The following is a 21,350-nucleotide window of genomic DNA, read 5'->3' as shown; positions in this document are numbered from 1 at the left end:
ACTCAGCGGTGCAGCCACATGCGGATTGCAAGCAGCAGTTGATCGGTGTTGACGGGTTTGGCGAGGTAGTCGGACGCGCCGGCCTCGAGGCATTTCTCGCGGTCGCCCTTCATGGCCTTGGCCGTCAACGCGATGATCGGAAGACGGGCGAAGGTCGGATTTTCACGAATGACGCCGATGGTCTGATAGCCATCCATCTGCGGCATCATAATGTCCATCAGCACGATGGCGATCTCCGGGTTGGATTCGACCAAGGTCACCGCCTCGTTGCCGGTCGTGGCCGTCAGCACCTTCATGCCGCGCCGCTCCAGCACGCTCGACAGCGCGAAGATGTTGCGGGCGTCGTCGTCGACGAGCAGGGCGGTCTTGCCGATCAGGTCCTCGTCGGAACTGTTCAGCTTCTCGAGCATGCGCTGCTTCTCCACCGGCAATTCCGTGATCACGCGATGCAGGAACAGCGCGGTCTCGTCAAGCAGGCGCTCCGGCGATTCCACGCCCTTGACGACAATGCTCCGCGCCATGGTGTGGAGTTCCGCATCTTCCTCGGCCGACAGCTCGCGGCCGGTGAAGACGACGACCGGGACATTCGACAGCGCGTCGTCGTTGCGGATCTGGTCCAGCACCTCGAAGCCGGTCATGTCGGGCAGCCGCAGGTCGAGCACAACGCAATCACAGGGGTTCTCACGCAGCATCGAGAGTGCATCGGCACCGGTGCCGGTCGTCACGATCTCGATGTCGTCGTGGTGCAGGAGCTCACGGATCGAGAGTTGCTCGGCCTCGTTGTCCTCGACGATCAGCAGCCGCTTGCGCCGCGGCCGCGCATATTCCTTGATCTGCGTCAGTGCGGCCGAGACACCCTCGGTCGTCGTCGGCTTGTTGACGAAGGAGAAGGCGCCGCGCGCCAGCGCATGCTGGCGGTCCTCATCGAGCGTGATGATCTGCACGGGGATGTGGCGTGTCAGCGGATTGTGCTTGAGCTGGCTCAGCACGGTCCAGCCGAGCATATCAGGCAGGAACACGTCGAGCGAGACGGCCCTCGGCTGGTACTGCTTTGCAAGCTCCAGCGCCTCCGCGCCGCGGGCGGCGACCAGCACCTTGAATCCCTTGTCGCGCGCGAGGTCGACCAGCACGCGCGCGTAGTGCGGGTCGTCCTCGACGATCAGGAGGATGCTGTCGCCGGGTTCGAGGTTGAGCCGGTCGTCGGGGAGCTGCTCGATGACGCGCTGCGGTTCGGCTGTCGCGGGCTGCAGCGCCGGCGGCTGGCTCTGTTGGGGCGCCGCGCGGGGCGCGAGCGTCGGGCCGGAATATTTCAGCGGCAGGTAAAGCGTGAAGCACGAGCCTTTGCCCGGCAAGCTGCGCAGGTGGATCTCGCCGCCGAGCAGGCTTGCGAGCTCGCGGCTGATCGCAAGGCCGAGGCCGGTGCCACCATATTTGCGGCTGGTGCCGGCATCGGCTTGCTGGAACGCCTCGAAGATCAGCTTCTGCTTCTCCAAGGGAATGCCGATGCCGGTATCGGACACTTCGAATGCGATCACCGCCGGCGCCGAGTTCAGCACGGGATGATCCGTGCCCCAGCCGCCGACCGCGGCGGCGACCTTCAGGCGCACCTCGCCTTCGGCGGTGAACTTGAAGGCGTTGGAGAGCAGGTTCTTCAAAACCTGCTGCAGTCGCTTGGAGTCGGTGACGAGGCTGCGTGCGAGATTCGGATCGACGTCGATCTTGAACGAAAGGTTGCGGTTCTCCGCCTCGTGACGGAACGGTCGCCCGACCGTATCGAGCAGGTTCGCGGTCAGGATTTCCTCGGCGTCGACCGTCACTGTACCGGACTCGATCTTGGAGAGATCGAGAATGTCGCTGATGAGATTGAGCAGGTCGGTGCCGGCGCCATGGATGGTGCGGGCGAATTCGACCTGCTTACCGGTAAGATTGCCGTCCGGGTTGTCGGTGAGCTGCTGGCCGAGGATCAGGATCGAGTTCAGCGGCGTGCGCAGCTCGTGGCTCATATTGGCCAGGAATTCGGACTTGTACTTCGAGGTCAGCGCGAGCTCGGTCGCCTTTTCCTCCAGTGCGCGGCGGGCCTGCTCGATCTCCTGGTTCTTGCGCTCGACTTCGACGTTGCGCTCGGCGAGCTGCTGGGCCTTCTGCTCGAGCTGGTCGTTGGTCTGCTGCAATTCGCGCTGCTGGGTCTGGAGTTCGCCGGCGAGCTGCTGCGACTGCTTGAGCAGGCCCTCGGTCTGCATCGTCGCCTCGATCGAGTTGAGCACGATGCCGATCGAGTCCGTAAGCTGCTCCAGGAAGGTCATCTGCGAGGTCGTGAAGGAGGTGAGCGAGGCGAGCTCGATGACCGCCTTGACCTGGCCTTCGAACAGCACCGGCAGCACCACGAGGTTCTTCGGCGCGACGCGAAGCAATGCCGAATTGATCGGCACCACGTCGGGCGGAATGTCCGCAATCACGCGCGGGCGCCGGTCGAGCGCACATTGGCCGATCAGGCCGTCGCCGAATGGCAGCACCCGCGGGTACGGATAGACGCCGTCGCCGGCATAGGAGGCAAGCAGCAGGAGCCGCGGACTGTCTTCGTTCTCGACCTGATAGATCACGCCGGTATGCGCGTTCACCAGCGGCGACAATTCGGTCAGCAGCAGGCGACCGACGGTGGTGAGGTCGCGCTGGCCCTGAAGCATGTTGGTGAATTTCGCCAGATTGGTCTTCAGCCAGTCCTGCTCGGTGTTCACGTCCGTCGTGAGGCGGAGGTTCGTGATCATCGTGTTGATGTTGTCTTTCAGCTCGGCGACCTCGCCGCGGGCGTCGACCTGGATCGACCGCGTCAGGTCGCCCTTGGTCACGGCGGTCGCCACTTCCGCGATCGCGCGCACCTGCGAGGTGAGGTTGGCTGCCAGCAAATTGACGTTGCCGGTGAGATCCTTCCAGGTGCCCGCGGCGCCGGGCACGTCGGCCTGACCGCCGAGCCGGCCCTCGACGCCGACCTCGCGCGCCACCGACGTCACCTGGTCGGCGAAGGTCGCGAGCGTCTCGGTCATGTTGTTGATGGTGTCGGCGAGCGCCGCGACTTCGCCCTTCGATTTCACGGTGAGGTTCTGCTTCAGGTCGCCGTTGGCGACCGCGGTCACCACCTTGACGATGCCGCGGACCTGCTCGGTCAGGTTCGCCGCCATGAAGTTGACGGTGTCGGTGAGATCCTTCCAGGTGCCGGCGACGCCGGGCACCTGGGCCTGGCCACCGAGTTCACCTTCGGTGCCGACCTCGCGGGCAACGCGCGTGACTTCGCCGGCGAATGCATTGAGCTGGTCCACCATGGTGTTGATGGTGTTCTTGAGCTCGAGGATTTCGCCCTTCACGTCGACGGTGATCTTGCGCGACAGGTCGCCGCGCGCCACGGCGGTGGTGACTTCGGCGATGTTGCGGACTTGCGTGGTGAGGTTGGCGGCCAGCAAATTGACGTTGTCGGTGAGGTCCTTCCAGGTGCCGCCGACGCCGGGCACGACGGCTTGGCCGCCGAGCCGGCCCTCGGTGCCGACCTCGCGTGCGACGCGCGTCACTTCGGCGGCGAAGGAGCGGAGCTGCTCGACCATGGTGTTCAAGGTGTCCTTGAGCAGCAGAATTTCGCCGCGCACATCCACCGTGATCTTCTTCGACAGGTCGCCGCCGGCGATCGCGGTCGCGACCTCGGCGATGTTGCGGACCTGCGCGGTGAGGTTCGAGGCCATGAAGTTGACGTTGTCGGTGAGATCCTTCCAGGTGCCGGCAACGCCGGGCACCTCGGCTTGGCCGCCGAGTTTGCCTTCGGTGCCGACCTCGCGCGCGACGCGGGTGACTTCACCGGCGAAGCCGTTGAGCTGGTCCACCATGGTGTTGATGGTGTTCTTCAGCTCGAGGATTTCGCCACGGACGTCGACGGTGATCTTGCGCGAGAGGTCGCCGCGCGCCACGGCGGTGGTGACTTCGGCGATGTTGCGGACCTGCGCGGTGAGGTTACCCGCCATGGAGTTGACGCTGTCGGTGAGGTCCTTCCAGGTGCCGGCGACGCCGGGCACGTTGGCCTGACCGCCGAGCCGACCTTCGGTGCCGACCTCGCGCGCGACGCGCGTCACCTCGCCCGCGAAGCGGTTGAGCTGGTCGACCATCGTGTTCAGCGTGTCCTTGAGCTGAAGGATCTCGCCGCGCACGTCCACGGTGATCTTGCGCGACAAGTCGCCGCCGGCGATCGCGGTCGCGACTTCGGCGATGTTGCGGACCTGGGCGGTGAGGTTGCCCGCCATCGAGTTGACGCTGTCGGTGAGGTCCTTCCAGGTGCCGGCAACGCCGGGGACTTCGGCCTGGCCACCGAGCTTGCCTTCGGTGCCGACTTCGCGCGCGACGCGCGTGACTTCGCCGGCGAAGGCGTTGAGCTGGTCCACCATGGTATTGAGCGTTTCCTTCAGCTGAAGGATTTCGCCTGATACGTTGACGGTGATCTTCTTCGACAAATCGCCCTTGGCCACCGCGGTCGCGACTTCGGCGATGTTGCGGACCTGGCCGGTCAGGTTCGAGGCCATCGAGTTGACGCTGTCGGTGAGATCCTTCCAGGTGCCGGCGACGCCGCGCACCTGGGCCTGGCCGCCGAGCTTGCCTTCGGTGCCGACCTCGCGTGCGACGCGCGTGACTTCGCCGGCAAAGGCGTTGAGCTGGTCCACCATGGTGTTGATGGTGTCTTTCAGCTCCAGGATTTCGCCGCGGACGTCGACCGTGATCTTCTTCGACAAATCGCCGCCGGCGACCGCGGTCGTCACCTCGGCGATGTTGCGGACCTGCGCGGTGAGGTTCGAGGCCATCGAGTTGACGCTCTCGGTCAGGTCCTTCCAGGTGCCGGCGACGCCGAGCACGTTGGCCTGGCCGCCGAGCCGGCCCTCGGTCCCGACCTCGCGAGCGACGCGCGTGACTTCGCCGGCGAAGGCGTTGAGCTGGTCGACCATGGTGTTGAGCGTTTCCTTCAACTGAAGGATTTCGCCCGAGACGTTCACCGTGATCTTCTTCGAGAGGTCGCCGCTCGCGATGGCGGTGGCAACGTCGGCGATGTTGCGGACCTGCGCGGTAAGGTTCGACGCCATGAAGTTGACGTTGTCGGTGAGGTCCTTCCAGGTACCGGCGACGCCCGGCACCTGGGCCTGGCCGCCGAGCTTGCCTTCGGTGCCGACCTCGCGCGCCACGCGCGTCACTTCCGAGGCGAATGAGTTGAGCTGGTCCACCATGGTGTTGATGGTGTCCTTCAGCTCCAGGATTTCGCCGCGCACGTCCACCGTGATCTTGCGCGAGAGGTCGCCGCGCGCCACGGCGGTGGTGACGTTGGCGATGTTGCGAACTTGCGCGGTGAGGTTGCCGCACATCGCGTTGACGCTGTCGGTGAGATCCTTCCAGGTGCCGGCGACGCCGGGCACGATGGCTTGGCCCCCAAGCTTGCCGTCGGTGCCGACCTCGCGCGCCACGCGCGTCACTTCCGAGGCAAAGGAGCGGAGCTGGTCCACCATCGTGTTGATGGCTTCCTTGAGTTGGAGGATCTCGCCGCGGACGTCGACCGTGATCTTCTTCGAGAGGTCGCCGTTCGCAACCGCGATCGTCACCTCGGCGATGTTGCGAACCTGGTTGGTCAGGTTGTTCGCCATCGAGTTGACGCTCTCGGTCAGATCCTTCCAGACGCCGGTCACTTCCGGCACCTGGGCCTGGCCGCCGAGCTTGCCTTCGGTGCCGACCTCGCGCGCCACGCGCGTCACCTCGGAGGTGAACACGCCAAGCTGCTTGATCATGGTGTTGACGATGGTTGCCGACTGCAGGAATTCGCCGCGCAGGGGGCGGCCATCGACGTCGAGCTTGACGGTCTGGAGCAGGTCGCCCTGCGCCACGGCTGCCACCGCGCGCGTCACCTCGCGCGTCGGCCACAGCAAATCGTCGATCAGCGTGTTGACGGAGCCTTCCATGTCGGCCCAGGAGCCAGAGGCCAGCCCAAACTTCACGCGCTGCCGCGTCTTGCCCTCGCGGCCCACCACCTGGCCGACCAGCTCGAGCTGCTGCGCCATGCGCTGATTGGCGGCGATGATGTCGTTGAAAGTGTCGGCGAGCTTGCCGTCGATGCCGAGATAGTCGCCGCTCATGCGCACGGAGAAATCGCCGTTTCGCATGGCCTGCAGGGCGAGCAGCAATTCTGCCCGGGAATCCGGCTCCGACATGCCGTTGGTCTTTGGCTTTGGAACGCGACGACCGGAACGTGATGCAGATCCGGGATCGAGGTCGCTCATACTGATTCCCCCGCAGGCGTCGGCCGAATCCTAGGCAAGACGCGATTATCAAAATAGAGCGTCAGCCAAATTCGAAATCAAGCGCCAACGTCGAGGCGCCCGGAAGTGGAACCTGCTTTGCTCAGCCCGATTAGCATAATCGCGGCTGTCCGGAATGGTTCCATCGGGTTCCTTTTTTTTCCCGGGCGGAAGATGCGTCGGGGGCCCCTTGTCCGGCCTCGGTCATCGCCTTCCGGAACGGACCGCCAGGCCTGCTGTTAAGCCCGCAAGTACAGGGAGAGCGCATATGAAAGCAGGATTTGCCGTCATCGGGACCGTGATGTTGTTGGCCGGATCGGCGTTCGCGCAGGGCGGGGCCCCCAGCGGCCGCGGGGCCGTCACCGGCGATCCCGCCGCAAGCTCCGCGACCCCACGCGCGGACACACCAACCACGGGTACGTCAACCCGGTCTAATCCCAGTGGTAGCGGCACGTCGAGTTCGGGCGGCAAGGATGACAATGGGGATGCCGGCCGCGACAAGATGCTGGAGGGCAGCCGCAGCGCGCAGCCGGAGAGCCGACAAAAGTAAGGGGTTGCTTGGCAGCCCTACTTGTCCGCCATGGTGCGCTCGGCGTCCTTGACCTGCGAGCGCAACATCGGGAGCTGCTCACGCGCGAACGCTGCAAGCGCGGCATTGTCTGGCGCCTTGAGATAGCGTTCGAGCAGGTCGATCACCGATTTATACTCGGGGATCTGCGCGGCATAGAAGCTTCTGACGAAAGTCGGTCCGTCCGAGGTTTCGGGTTCGACCAGGCTCGCGCTCGCCGGCGTCGTCTTGGTGACGCGCGGTTCGGTGCCGATTGCCTCCTGAATTGGCTTCAGGGCCTTGTCGCGTCGGGCCGCTTCTTCGGCACGCAGGGCGGCGAGCTTCTTGACCTCGGCATTGCCCTTCAGGTCGGTACTCTCCAGCAAGCCTTGCTGGAAGCGACTGAAGGTGTAGAGATCGCTGATGGTTTCGGTTGCGGTGGGCGTGCGGCCGGCCGGCCGTCGCTCCCCGGTGCTGTCGGCCAGTGCTGCCGTGCTGATGAACGCCAAAACGATCGCGAGAAGAATCCGCATGGATATCCAATGGCGGATGGCGGTCGAAAGTTCCGCAGATGTTACGATCCGGTAAGGGCGGTTGCGACGCGACGGTTCCGTCCCCAATTCATCTTTATGAAACAGTCTGAGATCTTCAGGGACAACGCCGACAACTGCCTCCAGCTCGCCGAGCGGTCCGAAGGACAGCCGGCGCACAATCGTTTTCTGCGCATGGCAAACGCGTGGACGGCACTCGCCAACGAGCAGGATTGGCTCGACGGCGAGGTCCCGCCCGTTCCAGCCCGCGTCCTTCAAAAGCAGGATGCGTAACGCTCTCGTTTCGTGGATCTGCGTGTGAGACTGCTCACGGACGGCAAGCAGGATCATTCGTAACAGTCGATCGCGTTGATTTCCTATCCAGGAGGTTTTTGCAATGGCTCCACGTCTGGCTCTTCTTTCGCTCATTCTTGCCTTTGGCGTGTCGGTCGCGTTCGCCACGGTGACGACGGTGCGGCAAGTGCATCATGAGAATGCATCGGCCCCGGTGCACTCGGCGCACAGTTAGCCGCAGTCTCGTCTCGCGCGTCCGGAACCTTCGACGCTCCGGCGCGTAAGCGCTTCGAGACAGCAAAGAGGCGAGAGCTATCATGGCCCATTCCGACCAAGGCATCATCAGAGATCAGCGCGGTGAACAGCAGCCGCGGGACAAGCAGCGCGCGCAGACCGTGCACAAGTCGGAGCCAAAGGGCTCGCCCTCTCGTGAGGCCACGCGCGATCCCAAACTGAACGACAACAGCAAGACGCCCGGCTCCGGCATGGCGCCCGATGATTCCGGCGACGCCCCGAGCGGCTAATTCCATCAGGAACGAATCGGCCCGCAAAGAGTCGAGGGATTGCTTCCGGTTGTCATGCCCCCGGTGATCCGGAAGTAATCTCCAAGGACGGCCCTGGCACCCGTGCCGGGGCCGTTTTGTTGAGCATCAGGCTGGACTAATCTTCTGTGTCGCGCTGCGGATGCGGTTGTGTGTGGCCGTCCGGGCCGCGTCCGAAAACCCCGAACCTGCTCGATTTGACATTAGGCCCTGCATCGACAGCGGCGGTGGCCAGTCCGAGCTTGAGGAGCTCGCGCACAGCCGCGGCTCGCGTCGGCATGCGATGTTTGAACCGGAAGTCGTCGACCGCGGCCAGTTCTTCCGGTGACAGCATGACCTGGAGCCGCTCGGCGCGAAGGTCGTTCATGATCATTCATCCAAATGAGCAAGTTGAGTAGTTTACTCAACGAACTCATTCCACCGCGGTTCCATAAGATGCTTCTATGGCGCCAAGTGAGTAAAATAATATAACGAAATCAATAAGTTATATGATGCAGAGGTCGTTGGGCAGGTGTATGCTTCCCGCAAATGGGAGAGACGTCATGACCAACGAAGTCAGATTGCCCCGCAAACATGTCGAAGAGAGCGACGCACCCAAACCGGTGCGCCCGAGCCACCAAAAGGTCATCGAGCAGGTCGAGCGCTGGGCCAACAGCCCGGGCCTTCAACCGCCGAGACTGCAGCCGTCGACGCAGGCCTAAGCGGGCTACCGCTTCGCGAGGTGAGAGCCCTTTGCCGACAGCGAATGGGCTGATCGGTGCGGCTTGCGGGAGACGCTGCGCAGCTTGCGCCTGAGCCACCAAGCCAATACCGAAACGACGGTCCAGGCTATCAACGCGGCAGCGAAAGCGCCCTTAACGCTGGCAGCCACGGTGAAATGAAAGACGGTGGCGAATGCCAGGAGACCGATGCTTCCCCAGGCGGCACCCGCTGCGTCGAGCCCGGCGGCCTCTTGCCCGCGGCGCGTGCCGCTGAGCCCGGCCTTCTCCTTGGTGCGGCGTTCATGGCTTTCGACCAGCGTGGCGCTGGCGCAGAAGATGGCGGGAAGCGCAAGAAAAAGTCCGCCGACGGACACACCGAAGCGCGCTCCCAGAACCCCCGTGAGCACGGTCGCCAGGCCGCCGAGCAGGAAACGAATGCCGTATTCGTACCAGCGTGTCTGCTTGAGTGCGGAGAGCGACAGCTTGACCGGCATCATTCCGCACCTCCGAAGCCGGCGAGCAGGCCGAAGGCGACCGCAAGCCACACGATGACAGCGAGGACGGTCGCGGGCAGCGCGGACACACGATATCTGATCAGCAGATGGCAGACGACGACGCTGTAGCAGCCGAGCGCGACCGCGCCATAGATCATCGTCCAGCTTTCGGCCGCAGCATATTGCGAGCCGTGCTGGACGACGGCGATGCCGAGCGTCGCCAGTGCGACCGACGGTGCTGCGCCGAGTAACCCCGCAAAGCTTTTGGGCTTGAGCATATCGCCCAAGGCCGCAAAAGAGGAGACGATGATGCCACCGGCGATGAAGCGCACGATATATTCGGTCACGGCTTTTCCCGCCGATTGACTTGCTTGCGGAACGATTGCGTCAGTGTCCATGGCCGCAAGAGTCTCTCGACGGCCGCGCCAAGCGCAAAGCCTGCGATCACGTCGCTTGCCCAATGCGCGAGTACCGCGATCCGGGTCAGCGACAGCGCGATCGCGGCCGTGCGCAGCAATCGGCGGGGCGTCTTCGACACCAAGCCCGCCGCCGAGGCAAGTGCGCCCATATGGACCGCGTGACCGGACGGGAAGGCGTCGCGCGCCCGTCCTGAGACGGGTACTCCATGCCCGTGCCCGCGTACGGTCAGCCGGTCTGGCCTGGTCTGATCGAACACGGATTTCAGGAGATGCGGCAGGACGGCCGTCGCCAACGACACGGCCAGCATGTGATTTGCCACGGGCCGCTGTTGCGGCTGCCGAATGTGAGTATAGAGCCACCCTATTGCGGCCAGCACGAGCAGCACGTGCTCGTCGGCGGCCCAGGTCAATGTCTGCGCCGTGTGCTCGACGCCTGAATTGGTGTGATCAGCGATCGTATCCGCGATCGCGGTGTCGATCCGGCTGGGTTTGACCTCTACCAATGCCATCTGTCTGCAAGCGTAATGTCCTTTGTGACAGTTTTGTAAAGCCCGGAGACAAAGAAGGTTCCTGGGCTCAACTTTGCGGCATCAGCCTGCAGCCGGACCAAAGCGCCGTTTACGGCTGTCCAGATCCACCAGCGGACCCATACACTTGGCCCGTCGCATAGCTCGCGTCGGCTGCGGCAAGCTGCACGTAAATGGAGGCCAGTTCGGCGGGCTGGCCGGGACGGCCGAGCGGCGTCATGCCGCCGAATTTTTCGAGCTTCTCCATCGTGGCGCCGCCGGAGACCTGGAGCGGCGTCCAGATCGGTCCCGGTGCGACGCCGTTGACCCGGATGCCCTTGGAGGCAAGCTGCTTCGCCAGCGACTTCACGTAGTTCATCGTCGCCGCCTTGGTCTGCGCATAATCGTAGAGATCGGGCGAGGGGTCGTAAGCCTGCTCCGACGTCGTGCCGATAATGCACGAGCCGGGCTTCAAATGCGACAGCGCCGCCCTGATGATCCAGAACGGCGCGTAGATGTTGGTCTTCATGGTCGCGTCGAAGTCTTCCGAGGAGACGTCGAGAATGGACGCACGTGTCTGCTGCCGCGCCGCGTTGCAGACGACTATGTCGAGTCCGCCGAGACCTTGGACGGCCTGCTCGACCAGCGTCTTGCAGAAAGCCTCATCCTTGAGGTCGCCGGGAATGGCGAGCCCGGTACGCCCTTCCTTCTTGATCAGCGCGGTGACGTCCTGCGCATCCGGCTCTTCCGCCGGCAGATAGTTGATGGCGACGTCGGCGCCTTCGCGTGCGTACGCTATCGCGGCGGCGCGGCCCATGCCGGAATCGCCTCCGGTGATCAGCGCCTTGCGTCCGGCGAGCCGGCCGGAGCCCTTGTAGCTGGTCTCGCCGTGATCCGGAGGCGGCTCCATCTTGCCGGCGAGGCCAGGCCAGGGCTGCGACTGTTTTTTGAACGGCGGCTTTGGAAAACGGCTGACGGGATCGACGAGTTTCTGCTCGGCCATGGATGTGTCTCCTTTCGCTGTCGAAGAGGCCAGCGAAGCAGCAGCAAGCGTTGCGCTCGCCGCTTGGACGACGTGCCGGCGGGATATGGAAGCCTTGTCTTGATGTGTCATGACGGTCTCCGCGATCTCGCGATCCCAATGCGCGGAGAGAGGCATCGTTGCAAAACGGGAGGACGCCGACCCACGAGCCGGCGTCCTCGGAAGATGTTTACTTGGTCTGACCGACGCTCGGCGCCTTGCCGAGCTCCTTGGCCATGTCGAGGTGGTGCTTGAGCGCCGGCAGCGTCTTGCCGGCCCAATCCTTCAGCTCGGAATTGTCGCCGCCCTTGGCGTAACGCTCGAACAGCGAGACCGCGTCCTCATGGGCGCTGACCTGGTACGAATTGTAGTCCGAGCTGAAGTCCTTGCCGTTCGCGCTCTTGAGCTTGTCGAGCTTGCTCTGATGCGAGCTGTCGAGTGCTGTCGGCAGGGTGGCCTGCACCTTGCCGCCGCTGACGAGGCCCTTGAGTTCGCTGCTGGTCTTGGTGTGGTCGGTCACCATTTGCTGCGCAAAGGTCTTCTCCTGCGCGTTGCCTTTCTGCTGGGCGAGCTTGCTCGACTCGATTTCGAACATGTCGCTGATGGCGACTTCCTTGACGAAGTCGGCGGTAGCGGGCGCGACGCCGAGCGCCGAGTTGACGCCGGTCTTCTCGCCAAGCGACTGGGCGAGCGCGGGGCCTGCGAGAAGCACGCAGGCAGCTGCGATGATGGTACGTTTCATGGTCCGATCCCTCCGAATGGGCGCGCAGCCTCTCGCCGCGCGACGTTGCGCCCACCAACACGTTGCAGCGGCCGGAGTTCCTAACGGCTAATCCGTCGGTCTCCTCCCGCTCCGTGGGTTGATTGGATCGGTCGGCTTGCGCCGAAGCCGTTCAGGCAGGAACGGCTCGGTCGGCGTGGCGGTGGCCTCGGCACGTACGTCTGCATGGCGTTGTGCCCGCTCGTGCGGCGTCCGGTTGTCGTTGATCTGCCGCTTCACGTCGAGGCCATCGACGGGATCGTTCACGCCATGCTGGATATCGCGGAAATCGCTCATGCTTCACCTCATTCACTTCCAGGCAGGATCTTTTCCAACACCTGCCGCGCCGCGCCCTTGATTACTCCGCTCTCGTTGGGGTCGCCCTTCATCAGCGCAAGAGAGAAGTTCTTGGCCTGCTGCAAGGTGATGTGCGGCGGCAGCGGCGGCACTTCGGGGTCGGTCTTGACCTCCAGCACCACCGGCATCTCGCTCGCGAGCGCCTGGTCCCAAGCCGAGCCTAGTAGCTGCGGGCTGTCGACATAGATGCCGGAGAGGCCGATCAGCTCGGCAAAGCGCGAATAGGACACGTTTGGGATGCGCTGCGATGCCTCGAATTTCGGATCGCCGTTGATGACGCGCTGCTCCCAGGTCACCTGGTTGAGGTCTTCGTTGTTGAAGACGCAGACGATGAAGCGCGGATCCTTCCAGTCGCGCCAATACTTCGCGGCGGTGATCAGTTCGGCCATGTTGTTCATCTGCATCGCGCCGTCGCCGACGAGGGCAATCACCGGGCGGTCGGAATGGGCGTATTTCGCGGCGAGTGCATAGGGCACCGCCGCACCCATCGAGGCGAGGCCGCCTGAGAGCGAGGCCGTCATGCCGCGGCGCATCTTCAAGTCGCGCGCGAACCAGTTGGCGCAGGAGCCGGAATCGCTGGTGATGATGGCACGGTCCGGCAGGCGCGGAGACAGCTCCCAGGCGACGAGCTGCGGATTGACCGGTGCTGCGGGCTGATGTGCCCGATCATCTAGCGTCTTCCACCATTTCGCGACGTCGTCCTGGATGCCCTGGCGCCAGGCGCCGTCGGTCTTGGGTGCGAGCCGCGGCAGCAGGGCGCGCAGCGTCTCGGCGGCATCGCCGACCAGGCCAACCTCCATGGGGAAGCGGATCGACATCATGCTGGCGTCGATGTCGATCTGCACGCCGCGCGCCGCGCCTTCCTTCGGCAGGAATTCGGCATAGGGAAAGGCGGAGCCGACCATCAGCAGCGTGTCGCATTCCATCATCATGTTGTAGCTGGGTTCGGTGCCGAGCAGGCCGATCGAGCCGGTGACCCAGGGCAGATCGTCGGGGAGCGCTGCCTTGCCGAGCAGCGCCTTGGCGCAGCCGGCTGACAAGCGGTCGGCGACCGCGATCACCTCCTCGGTGGCGTGGAGCGCGCCGGCGCCGATGAGCATCGCGACCTTCTTGCCGGCGTTGAGCACCTCGGCGGCACGGTCGAGGTCAGCGTCACGAGGCTTGATGCTTGGAGGACTATAGCCGACGCCGGAGTGCAGGGTGCCGTGAGCGCGGGGCGGATCCTCGTAGGGCTCCTCCTGGATATCGTTGGGTAGGATGATCACCGTTGGCGTCCGCCGTGCCAGCGCGATCCGGATCGACCGATCGATCAGATGCCGGATCTGCGCCGGCGAGGAGGCCTGCATGACATAGGCGCCAGCCACATCCTTGAACATCGAGACCAGATCGAGTTCCTGCTGATAGTGTCCGCCCAGTGCATTGCGCGCCTGCTGACCGACGATCGCGAGCACGGGCTGGTGATCGAGCAGGGCATCATAGAGCCCGGTGATCAGATGCGAGGCGCCGGGGCCCGAAGTTGCGATACAGACCCCGAGTTGGCCGGAGAACTTCGCATAGGCGGTCGCCATGAAGGCGGCCATCTCCTCATGCCGCGCCTGGACAAAGCCGATCTTGCCCTCAGCGCGCTGAAGGGCCCCGAACACGCCGTTGATGCCGTCGCCGGGATAGCCAAAGAGGTGGCGCACGCCCCATTGATGCAGACGTTGAACGATGAAGTCGGAGACGGTCTGGGACATCGAGGGCGGCCCTTCGTTTTCCGGTATTTGGTTTCCGGGATTTGAATTTGAGAGAACCGCCCGTTTCCGGCGATGTTCCTCAAGTCTGGCGGAACATGCCGGAACGATCGAGCACCTCTTCGGGTTGTCTCCACACTGGCTGAGTGGAGAATTGAGATGTTGAATCAGGGTGAACTGGACAGAGACGAGATGGGTCGGTTGATCGGCAGCGACAAGGTCGAGGGAACATCGGTCTATGGCGCCGATCGCAACAAAATCGGCTCGATCGAACGCGTGATGATCGACAAGATCAGCGGTAAGGTGTCCTACGCCGTGCTCGGCTTCGGCGGATTTCTGGGCCTCGGCAACGACCATTACCCGCTGCCGTGGCAGTCGCTGAAATACGACACGGAGCTCGGCGGCTATGTCACCGGCATCACCACCAAGGAGCTGGAAGGCGCGCCGAAATACGGCGAACGGAGCGATTGGAACTGGGGTGATGACGCCGCGGTTCGCGGCATCAACTCCTATTACGGCGTCCCCTTCGCGTAAGCGTTTCCACCGAAAGGAAGCTCGATGAGCAAGGAACGGCCTAACGACGATCCCCGGCAGCAGAGCGACTGGGGTTCGCACAAGCAGACAGACAAGCCCTGGAAGGGCACTCCGGAAAAAGAGCAGGGATCGGACGAGGTGAAGCCCGATCTCGAGAAATGGCAAGCGACGAAGACGCACTGACACAAGGTGCGCTGCCCATGAGATATCGCGGCGAGCGCGGCACGCACTGTGCCGCGCTCGCTTTTTGGGCAGGCCGTTCACGAACGCGATGGCGCTCGCAACAAGCGGAACCATGATCAGGAGTTGTAGTTGGGCTCGCGGCGCGTGTGCCGGCTTTGGCGGCTCTGCCGCCAGTTTGATCCCCGAGAAAGGTGTTCACCGTGGATGCTCAGACACGGGAGCGTGGACCGTCCGCGGAGCAGCCGCAGAGGGCGAAAGAAGCTCCGAAGACATCTCCTGATCAGGCCCGCGACGCCGAGGGCTCGAAACCGGAGCAGGCGCCGTCGCTGCGAGACCGGATTCGCGAGCATTGGCTGGTGGCAAGCGTTGGCGCCATCGTCTTGCTCGCAGCTCTGATCGGCGGATTGCTCTATTGGCTCCAGATACGCCACTATGAATCCACCGACGATGCCTTCGTCGCGGCGCGCAGCTTTTCCGTGGCCTCGAAGGTCGGCGGCTACGTGACAGACATCCCGGTCACGGACAACCAGCATGTCAACGCCGGGGACATTCTTGCCAAGATCGACGAGCGCGACTATCGCATCGCCATCGATCAGGCCAATGCTCAGGTCGCGGTCGCCAGGGCGAACATCGCCAATGTCGAGGCGCAGATCGTTTCGCAGCAGGAGCAGATCAAGCAGGCGGAGGCGCAGCTCGAACAGGCCCAGGCCCAGCTCCAGTTCTCGCAGGAAGAATTCGCGCGCGCCCAGGATCTGGTCGAGAAGGGCGCCGGCACCGTTCAGCGCCAGCAGCAGACCCGCTCCGATCTTCAGGCGCAGCAGGCCAATACCGAGCGCGCGAAGACCGCGGTGACGGCTGCGCAAGTCGGCATCAAGACGCTGCAGGCGCAGCTCGAGGGCGCCCGGGCGCAGCTCGAGCAGTCGCAGGCGCAGCTCGATCAGGCCAAGCTGAATCTCCAATATACCGGCGTCGTTGCGGCGCAGTCCGGCCGCGTCGTCAAGCTCAGCGGCGCCAAGGGCACCTTCGTCAACGCGGGCCAGAGCTTGATGATGTTCGTGCCCGATGAGGTCTGGATCGTCGCCAACTACAAGGAGACGCAGCTCAATGACATGCGGCCTGGCCAGCCGGTCGAGATCCGCATCGACGCCTATCCCGGGCGCAAGCTCACCGGCCATGTCGAGTCCGTGCAGCCTGGCTCCGGCACCGCGTTCAGCCTGCTGCCGGCGGAGAACGCCACCGGCAATTACGTCAAGGTGGTGCAGCGCGTGCCGGTGAAGATCGTGGTCGATAGCTGGCCGGCCGATTTGCCCGTTGGTCCCGGCATGTCGGTCGTGCCCTGGACCAGGGTGCGATGACCGACACGGCGCAAGGCGGCGCGTCCGCGGGCGGCTGGTCGCCGGAGCGCTCGGCGGCGGGCGGTCATAATCCCTATCTCATCGCGTTCGTCGTCTCGATCGCGACCTTCATGGAGGTGCTCGACACCACCATTGCCAATGTCGCCTTGCGCCACATCGCTGGTGGGCTTGCCGTCGGCATCGACGAGAGCACCTACGTCATCACCAGCTATCTCGTGGCCAACGCCATCGTGCTGTCGATCTCGGGATGGCTGTCGACCGTGATCGGCCGCAAGCGCTTCTACATGATCTGCGTTGCGATCTTCACGGCCTCCTCGCTTTTGTGTGGCTTCGCCTGGAATTTGCAGTCGCTGGTGCTGTTCCGCATCCTTCAGGGCCTTGGTGGCGGCGGCATGGCGACCAGCGAGCAGGCGATCCTCGCCGACTCCTTTCCGCCGCACAAGCGCGGCCAGGCCTTCGCAATCTATGGCGTCGCCGTCGTGGTCGCGCCCGTGGTCGGTCCGACGCTCGGTGGCTGGATCACCGACACCTATACCTGGCACTGGGTGTTCCTGATCAATGTCCCCATGGGATTGCTGTCGCTGTTCCTGGTCGGCACGCTGGTCAAGGAGCCGTCGGGTGCGGAGGAGGAGAGGGAGAAGCTGCTGAGCAAGGGCCTGCGCGTCGACTATGTCGGCTTCCTGCTGGTCGCGATCGGGCTTGGCTCGCTCGAATACGTGCTCGACGAGGGCCAGCGCAACGACTGGTTCGGCTCGAACATGATCGTGTTCTTCGCGGTGCTTGCGGCCGTCTCGCTGCTTGCGCTGATCCCGTGGGAGCTGACGCGCGAGGATCCCATCGTCGATCTCCGCCTGCTCGGCCGTCGCCAGTTCGCCGCCTGCTTCCTGGTCATGCTTGCGACCGGCGCGGTGCTGATCTCGACGACGCAGCTCTTGCCGCAACTCCTCCAGAGCGATTTGAACTACACCGCCATGCTGGCGGGGCTCGCATTGTCACCGGGCGGAATCGCGACCCTGGTGCTGATGCCGGTGGTGGGCCGTCTCGTCAGCAGCGTTCAGCCGAAATACCTCATCATGCTTGGCGCTACCATCGTCGCGTTCTCGATGTGGCATCTCACAGGCCTCACCGGCGACATCACCTACGGCTATGCAGCGATGTCGCGCATCTTCCTCGCGCTCGGTCTGCCTTTCCTGTTCCTGCCTGTCACGACCGCGTCCTATGACGGCGTGCCGCCCGACAAGACCAACCAGGCCTCGGCGCTGATCAACGTCGCCCGCAATATCGGCGGCTCCATGGGCGTCGCGCTGGCGCAGACAATTCTGGCGCAGCGCCAGCAATTCCACCAGAGCCGCCTGATCGAGCACGCCGCGCCGTCGGATCTCGGCTACCAGCAGACTATCGAGACGATGACCCGCTTCTTCCAGGCTCAGGGCTCGAATGCGAGCGATGCGGCCGCGCAGGCGGTCGCCTGGGTCGGCCGCACCTTGCAGCATCAGGTCGATTTGCTCGCCTATATCGACGTGTTCTGGACGCTCGCGATCATCGCGGTGCTGATGATCCCGACCGCCGCGGTGCTGCGCCCGATCAAGCTGGGCGCCCCTGCGCGGGGGCATTGAACCAACGGCCGTTCGGAGAGAATGGATAGAGAGAAAGGATGACCGCGGCGCAAAAGTCCGGCTAGACTGGTCCGAACGTCAAGCAAGAGCCCGGGAGGTAGTTTAAGTGAAGACCGCGATCACCGAACTGTTCGGCATCGAGCACCCCATCATCCAGGGTGGCATGCATTTCGTCGGCTTTGCCGAGCTGGCGGCTGCCGTCTCCAATGCCGGTGGGCTCGGCATCATCACCGGTCTCACGCAGAAGACGCCGGAGTTGCTGGCAAAGGAGATCGCGCGCTGTCGCGATATGACCGACAAGCCGTTCGGCGTGAACCTTACTTTCCTGCCGACCTTCGCCGCGCCGCCTTATCCGGAATACATCGCTGCCATCGTCGAGGGCGGCATCAAGTCCGTGGAGACCGCGGGCCGCAGCCCGGAAGCCTACATGCCCGCGCTGAAGGCTGCCGGGATCAAGGTCATCCACAAATGCACCTCGGTGCGCCACTCCCTGAAGGCCGAACGCATCGGATGCGACGCCGTCAGCGTTGACGGCTTTGAGTGCGGCGGCCATCCCGGCGAGGACGACATTCCCAACATGATTCTGCTGCCGCGCGCGGCGGAGGAATTGAAGATTCCGTTCGTCGCGTCCGGCGGTATGGCCGACGGCCGCAGCCTCGTCGCGGCGCTGTCGCTGGGGGCGGCTGGCATGAACATGGGCACGCGCTTCATCGCCACCAAGGAAGCCCCGGTGCATCAGAACGTCAAGAACGCGCTGGTCGCGGCGACCGAGCTCGACACCCGCCTGATCATGCGGAGCCTGCGCAACACCGAGCGCGTGCTGAAGAACGCCAATGTCGACCGCCTGCTCGAGATCGAACGCGAGAAGGGCGACAAGCTGAAGATCGACGACATCCACGACCAAGTCGCAGGCGTCTATCCCAGGATCATGCTGGACGGGCAGGTGGACGCGGGTGCCTGGAGCTGCGGCATGGTCGCGGGCCTCATCCACGACATTCCCACCTGCAAGGAACTCGTCGACAGGATCATGGCTGAGGCGGAAACCATCATCCGTACCCGTCTAATGGGGTTTCTTGAAGAGGCGGGTGCACCGCGAAAGGTCGCGTGACACCGCCAAACTTCTTAACCACGGCGGCAGTTGACCGCTGGAATTGCGCGCGACGCCTCCTAAATAGAGGTAAATTACCTCTTAACAATCAATTTCAGGAGGCGTCCGTGATTCCAAAGAGCGCTCCTTTTGCAATTGCCGTTGCTCTCGTGCTCGCATGGGGCGGCGTCGCGCGCGCTGACGACTACAAGCCCGACGAATATCTCGGCCTCGATCTTTCCAAGGCGGTGCTGTCGCCGAAGCGGCTCGGGCCCGAAACCCAATTCGCGCCGGTCGCGCTGGAGGCGCGCGGCAGCAACGAGGCGCAGGCGCGCGCCGAGCCGGTCGACGTGCCGAAGAAGGTCGCCGCCGAACGCGTGCGCGTGCCGGTGCCGAAGGTCGTGCACGCCAAGCCCGCGCAGCCACGCGGTGCGGCACGCACCAAGCTCGCGCATCGCCACGGCAATCCGCTCGACGCGCAGGCGATGGACACCCGCATCCAGACCTGGCCCTGTCGCACCGGCGGCATCTGCAACTGGAAGCATTAGCTCAGTTCCGAGCCGTCATCCGTACGTCGCAAAACCGTAGGCCCGCGGTCAAGAAACCGTAAGCCGGGGGTCAAACGACGCAGGCACCTTCCGTCGCGATTCGACGAAGGTTTCCTGAATGGTAGCGCTCCGCGCCTCGCGCGCCTGGACCCGGCGGCAATTCCTGGTCCGTTCCACCTCCAGCCTCGCCGTTGCCGCGCTCGCAACGCCACATCTCAGCCGCGCCGCGGATCGTCCGCAGATCCTAGGCGGCATCCAGTCCGGCGACGTCTCGGATGGCTCCGCCGTGATCTGGGCGCGCGCCGACCGGCCCGCGCGGATGCAGGTGGACTATTCGACCGTGGAAAGCTTCAAGACCGTCATTGCGTCGGCTTCGCGCGATGCGTCGACCGATGCCGACTTCACCTCAAAACTGCTGCTGGAAGATCTGCCGCCCGGGCAGGACATCTTCTATCGTGTGCGCTTCGACGATATCGCGACCGACATCGCCGGCGAAAGCCGCATCGGCCATTTCCGCACTGCGCCGGCTGCCGGCCGGTCGATCTCGTTCCTGTGGTCCGGCGATACCGCGGGGCAGGGTTGGGGCATCGACACATCGCGCGGCGGCTACCGCAGCTATCGCACCATGCTCGACAATCGCCCCGACTTCTTCATCCACTCCGGCGATCACATTTACGCCGACTGTACGATTCCCTCCGAGCAGAAGCTGCCGAATGGTGAGATCTGGCGCAATGTCGTGACCGAAGAGAAATCCGAGGTCGCGCATACGCTGACGCAGTTCCGGGGCAATTACAAATACAACCATCTCGACGAGCACTTCCGGGCCTTCCATGCGGAGGTGCCGATGTTTGCACAATGGGATGACCACGAGGTCACGAACGACTGGTCGCCGACCGGCAGCTATGACGGGGCCGGCCATGAGGATGACGGCACCCCGCGCCTGGTCTCGCGCGCCCGCCGCGCCTTCTTCGACTTCATGCCCATCCGCGACATCGGCGCGCGAAAGGGGCGGGTCTATCGCAAGATCGCCTATGGTCCGCTGCTCGACGTCTTCATGATCGACATGCGCAGTTATCGCGACGATAGCTGGAACAAGGGCGACGATCACCGCGGCTGGATCCTCGGTGCCGAACAGCTCGCCTGGCTGAAGCGTGAGCTCGCCGCCTCGCGCACGACCTGGAAGGTGATTGCGGCCGACTTGCCGATCGGCCTAGTCAGCCTCGATGCGGTCGCACTGGGTAATGGGCCGCCCGACCGGCGTGAGCGCGAGATCGCCGATCTTCTCGCGTCCATCAAGCGCGCCGGGATCCGCAACATCGTCTGGCTCACCGCCGACATGCACTACACCGCCGCGCACTATTACGACCCGAACAGGGCGCAATTCCAAGACTTCGAACCGTTCTGGGAGTTCGTCTCGGGACCCTTGCATGCCGGCACCTGGGGGCCGGGCGAGCTCGACAACACCTTTGGTCCGGTCGCGATATACCAGAACGCATGCAGTGAAGCGCAGGGCGAAAACCTCGCGCCCTGTTTCGGACTCCAGTTCTTCGGCAAGGTCGACATTGAAGGCCGAACCGGCGTGATGACAGTAACGCTGAAGGACATCGACAACCGGGACCTCTGGTCGGTCGATATCGTGCCGCAGCCGCAGGCGCGTCCAGCCGTGGTGGCGCAGCATTCGTAGGTCGCTAACCCGATCTTGATTGGCCGCCGTGCACCTGCCGCGCTATGCTGTCCATTCCCGCCACCTCTTTTCCATCCCCGAAGAGTTTGCTCACGCAGCATCGCTGCTGGCCTCCGGCGGGCTGAACGATG

21 protein-coding genes are annotated in these 21,350 nt (G+C 64.1%); 11 read left to right on the top strand and 10 right to left on the bottom strand.

Annotated features, from left to right (window positions below):
- Window positions 1–2: 2 nt before the first annotated feature.
- Window positions 3–6,290, bottom strand: a complete 6,288-nt coding sequence (locus ABIC03_RS08515) for a HAMP domain-containing protein (RefSeq protein WP_275171700.1) — start codon at window positions 6,288–6,290, stop codon at window positions 3–5.
- Between the two features lie 286 nt (window positions 6,291–6,576).
- Between ABIC03_RS08515 and ABIC03_RS08510 the strand changes: the two genes are divergently transcribed.
- On the top strand, window positions 6,577–6,858 hold the full coding sequence (locus ABIC03_RS08510) for a hypothetical protein (RefSeq protein ID WP_275171702.1): 282 nt from the start codon (window positions 6,577–6,579) through the stop codon (window positions 6,856–6,858).
- Window positions 6,859–6,875: 17 nt separating this feature from the next.
- On the opposite strand, the gene ABIC03_RS08505 is transcribed toward ABIC03_RS08510, so the two are convergent.
- Window positions 6,876–7,388, bottom strand: a complete 513-nt coding sequence (locus ABIC03_RS08505) for a DUF4142 domain-containing protein (RefSeq protein ID WP_354057084.1) — start codon at window positions 7,386–7,388, stop codon at window positions 6,876–6,878.
- A gap of 96 nt (window positions 7,389–7,484) precedes the next feature.
- Between ABIC03_RS08505 and ABIC03_RS08500 the strand changes: the two genes are divergently transcribed.
- Window positions 7,485–7,679, top strand: a complete 195-nt coding sequence (locus tag ABIC03_RS08500) for a hypothetical protein (RefSeq protein ID WP_275171706.1) — start codon at window positions 7,485–7,487, stop codon at window positions 7,677–7,679.
- 317 nt (window positions 7,680–7,996) lie between these two features.
- A complete protein-coding gene (locus ABIC03_RS08495; protein WP_007594775.1) occupies window positions 7,997–8,203 on the top strand; it encodes a hypothetical protein in 207 nt (68 codons plus the stop codon).
- A 136-nt stretch (window positions 8,204–8,339) separates the two neighbouring features.
- Here ABIC03_RS08495 and ABIC03_RS08490 read toward each other — a convergent pair whose 3' ends face one another.
- Complete coding sequence (locus ABIC03_RS08490) at window positions 8,340–8,588, bottom strand: hypothetical protein (protein WP_275171708.1); 249 nt, start codon at window positions 8,586–8,588, stop codon at window positions 8,340–8,342.
- A 175-nt stretch (window positions 8,589–8,763) separates the two neighbouring features.
- Here ABIC03_RS08490 and ABIC03_RS08485 point away from each other — a divergent pair, with 175 nt between their 5' ends.
- Complete coding sequence (locus ABIC03_RS08485; protein ID WP_354057081.1) at window positions 8,764–8,922, top strand: hypothetical protein; 159 nt, start codon at window positions 8,764–8,766, stop codon at window positions 8,920–8,922.
- A gap of 5 nt (window positions 8,923–8,927) precedes the next feature.
- Here ABIC03_RS08485 and ABIC03_RS08480 read toward each other — a convergent pair whose 3' ends face one another.
- From ABIC03_RS08480 to ABIC03_RS08450, 7 genes are all read right to left on the bottom strand, one after another.
- A complete protein-coding gene (locus ABIC03_RS08480) occupies window positions 8,928–9,416 on the bottom strand; it encodes a DUF3147 family protein (RefSeq protein WP_354057556.1) in 489 nt (162 codons plus the stop codon).
- Window positions 9,416–9,763, bottom strand: a complete 348-nt coding sequence (locus ABIC03_RS08475; RefSeq protein WP_354057079.1) for a DUF3147 family protein — start codon at window positions 9,761–9,763, stop codon at window positions 9,416–9,418. The genes ABIC03_RS08480 and ABIC03_RS08475 overlap by 1 nt, the downstream gene beginning before the upstream one ends.
- Window positions 9,760–10,344: a phosphatase PAP2 family protein gene (locus ABIC03_RS08470; RefSeq protein WP_354057077.1), complete on the bottom strand. Its 585-nt coding sequence runs from the start codon at window positions 10,342–10,344 to the stop codon at window positions 9,760–9,762. The genes ABIC03_RS08475 and ABIC03_RS08470 overlap by 4 nt, the downstream gene beginning before the upstream one ends.
- A gap of 109 nt (window positions 10,345–10,453) precedes the next feature.
- A complete protein-coding gene (locus ABIC03_RS08465) occupies window positions 10,454–11,344 on the bottom strand; it encodes an SDR family oxidoreductase (RefSeq protein WP_354057075.1) in 891 nt (296 codons plus the stop codon).
- Between the two features lie 208 nt (window positions 11,345–11,552).
- Window positions 11,553–12,104, bottom strand: a complete 552-nt coding sequence (locus ABIC03_RS08460; RefSeq protein ID WP_275171719.1) for a DUF4142 domain-containing protein — start codon at window positions 12,102–12,104, stop codon at window positions 11,553–11,555.
- Window positions 12,105–12,191: 87 nt separating this feature from the next.
- Window positions 12,192–12,419, bottom strand: a complete 228-nt coding sequence (locus ABIC03_RS08455) for a hypothetical protein (RefSeq protein WP_007594757.1) — start codon at window positions 12,417–12,419, stop codon at window positions 12,192–12,194.
- A gap of 8 nt (window positions 12,420–12,427) precedes the next feature.
- Window positions 12,428–14,215 carry a thiamine pyrophosphate-requiring protein gene (locus tag ABIC03_RS08450; protein WP_354057072.1) on the bottom strand — a complete coding sequence of 596 codons (1,788 nt, stop codon included), beginning with the start codon at window positions 14,213–14,215 and terminating at the stop codon, window positions 12,428–12,430.
- 156 nt (window positions 14,216–14,371) lie between these two features.
- Here ABIC03_RS08450 and ABIC03_RS08445 point away from each other — a divergent pair, with 156 nt between their 5' ends.
- From ABIC03_RS08445 to ABIC03_RS08415, 7 genes are all read left to right on the top strand, one after another.
- Window positions 14,372–14,746, top strand: coding sequence for a PRC-barrel domain-containing protein (locus ABIC03_RS08445; protein ID WP_275171722.1), 375 nt, complete (start codon window positions 14,372–14,374; stop codon window positions 14,744–14,746).
- Window positions 14,747–14,770: 24 nt separating this feature from the next.
- Window positions 14,771–14,929 carry a hypothetical protein gene (locus ABIC03_RS08440; RefSeq protein ID WP_275171724.1) on the top strand — a complete coding sequence of 53 codons (159 nt, stop codon included), beginning with the start codon at window positions 14,771–14,773 and terminating at the stop codon, window positions 14,927–14,929.
- A 200-nt stretch (window positions 14,930–15,129) separates the two neighbouring features.
- Window positions 15,130–16,284, top strand: coding sequence for an HlyD family secretion protein (locus tag ABIC03_RS08435; RefSeq protein ID WP_275171725.1), 1,155 nt, complete (start codon window positions 15,130–15,132; stop codon window positions 16,282–16,284).
- Window positions 16,281–17,900 (top strand): DHA2 family efflux MFS transporter permease subunit, encoded by a 1,620-nt coding sequence (locus ABIC03_RS08430; protein ID WP_275171728.1) that lies wholly within the window; start codon window positions 16,281–16,283, stop codon window positions 17,898–17,900. Before ABIC03_RS08435 ends, ABIC03_RS08430 begins: the two co-directional genes overlap by 4 nt.
- Before the next feature lie 106 nt (window positions 17,901–18,006).
- Window positions 18,007–19,008: an NAD(P)H-dependent flavin oxidoreductase gene (locus tag ABIC03_RS08425; RefSeq protein WP_354057069.1), complete on the top strand. Its 1,002-nt coding sequence runs from the start codon at window positions 18,007–18,009 to the stop codon at window positions 19,006–19,008.
- Between the two features lie 107 nt (window positions 19,009–19,115).
- Window positions 19,116–19,535, top strand: a complete 420-nt coding sequence (locus ABIC03_RS08420) for a hypothetical protein (RefSeq protein ID WP_354057067.1) — start codon at window positions 19,116–19,118, stop codon at window positions 19,533–19,535.
- 118 nt (window positions 19,536–19,653) lie between these two features.
- Window positions 19,654–21,219, top strand: a complete 1,566-nt coding sequence (locus tag ABIC03_RS08415; RefSeq protein ID WP_354057065.1) for an alkaline phosphatase D family protein — start codon at window positions 19,654–19,656, stop codon at window positions 21,217–21,219.
- The last annotated feature ends 131 nt before the right edge of the window (window positions 21,220–21,350 follow it).

Origin of the sequence: Bradyrhizobium sp. RT6a, from assembly GCF_040547675.1 — a bacterium.
Taxonomy (GTDB): domain Bacteria; phylum Pseudomonadota; class Alphaproteobacteria; order Rhizobiales; family Xanthobacteraceae; genus Bradyrhizobium.
Note: the sequence above shows the minus strand (reverse complement) of the source record. Positions and strands in the feature narration are given on the sequence as shown.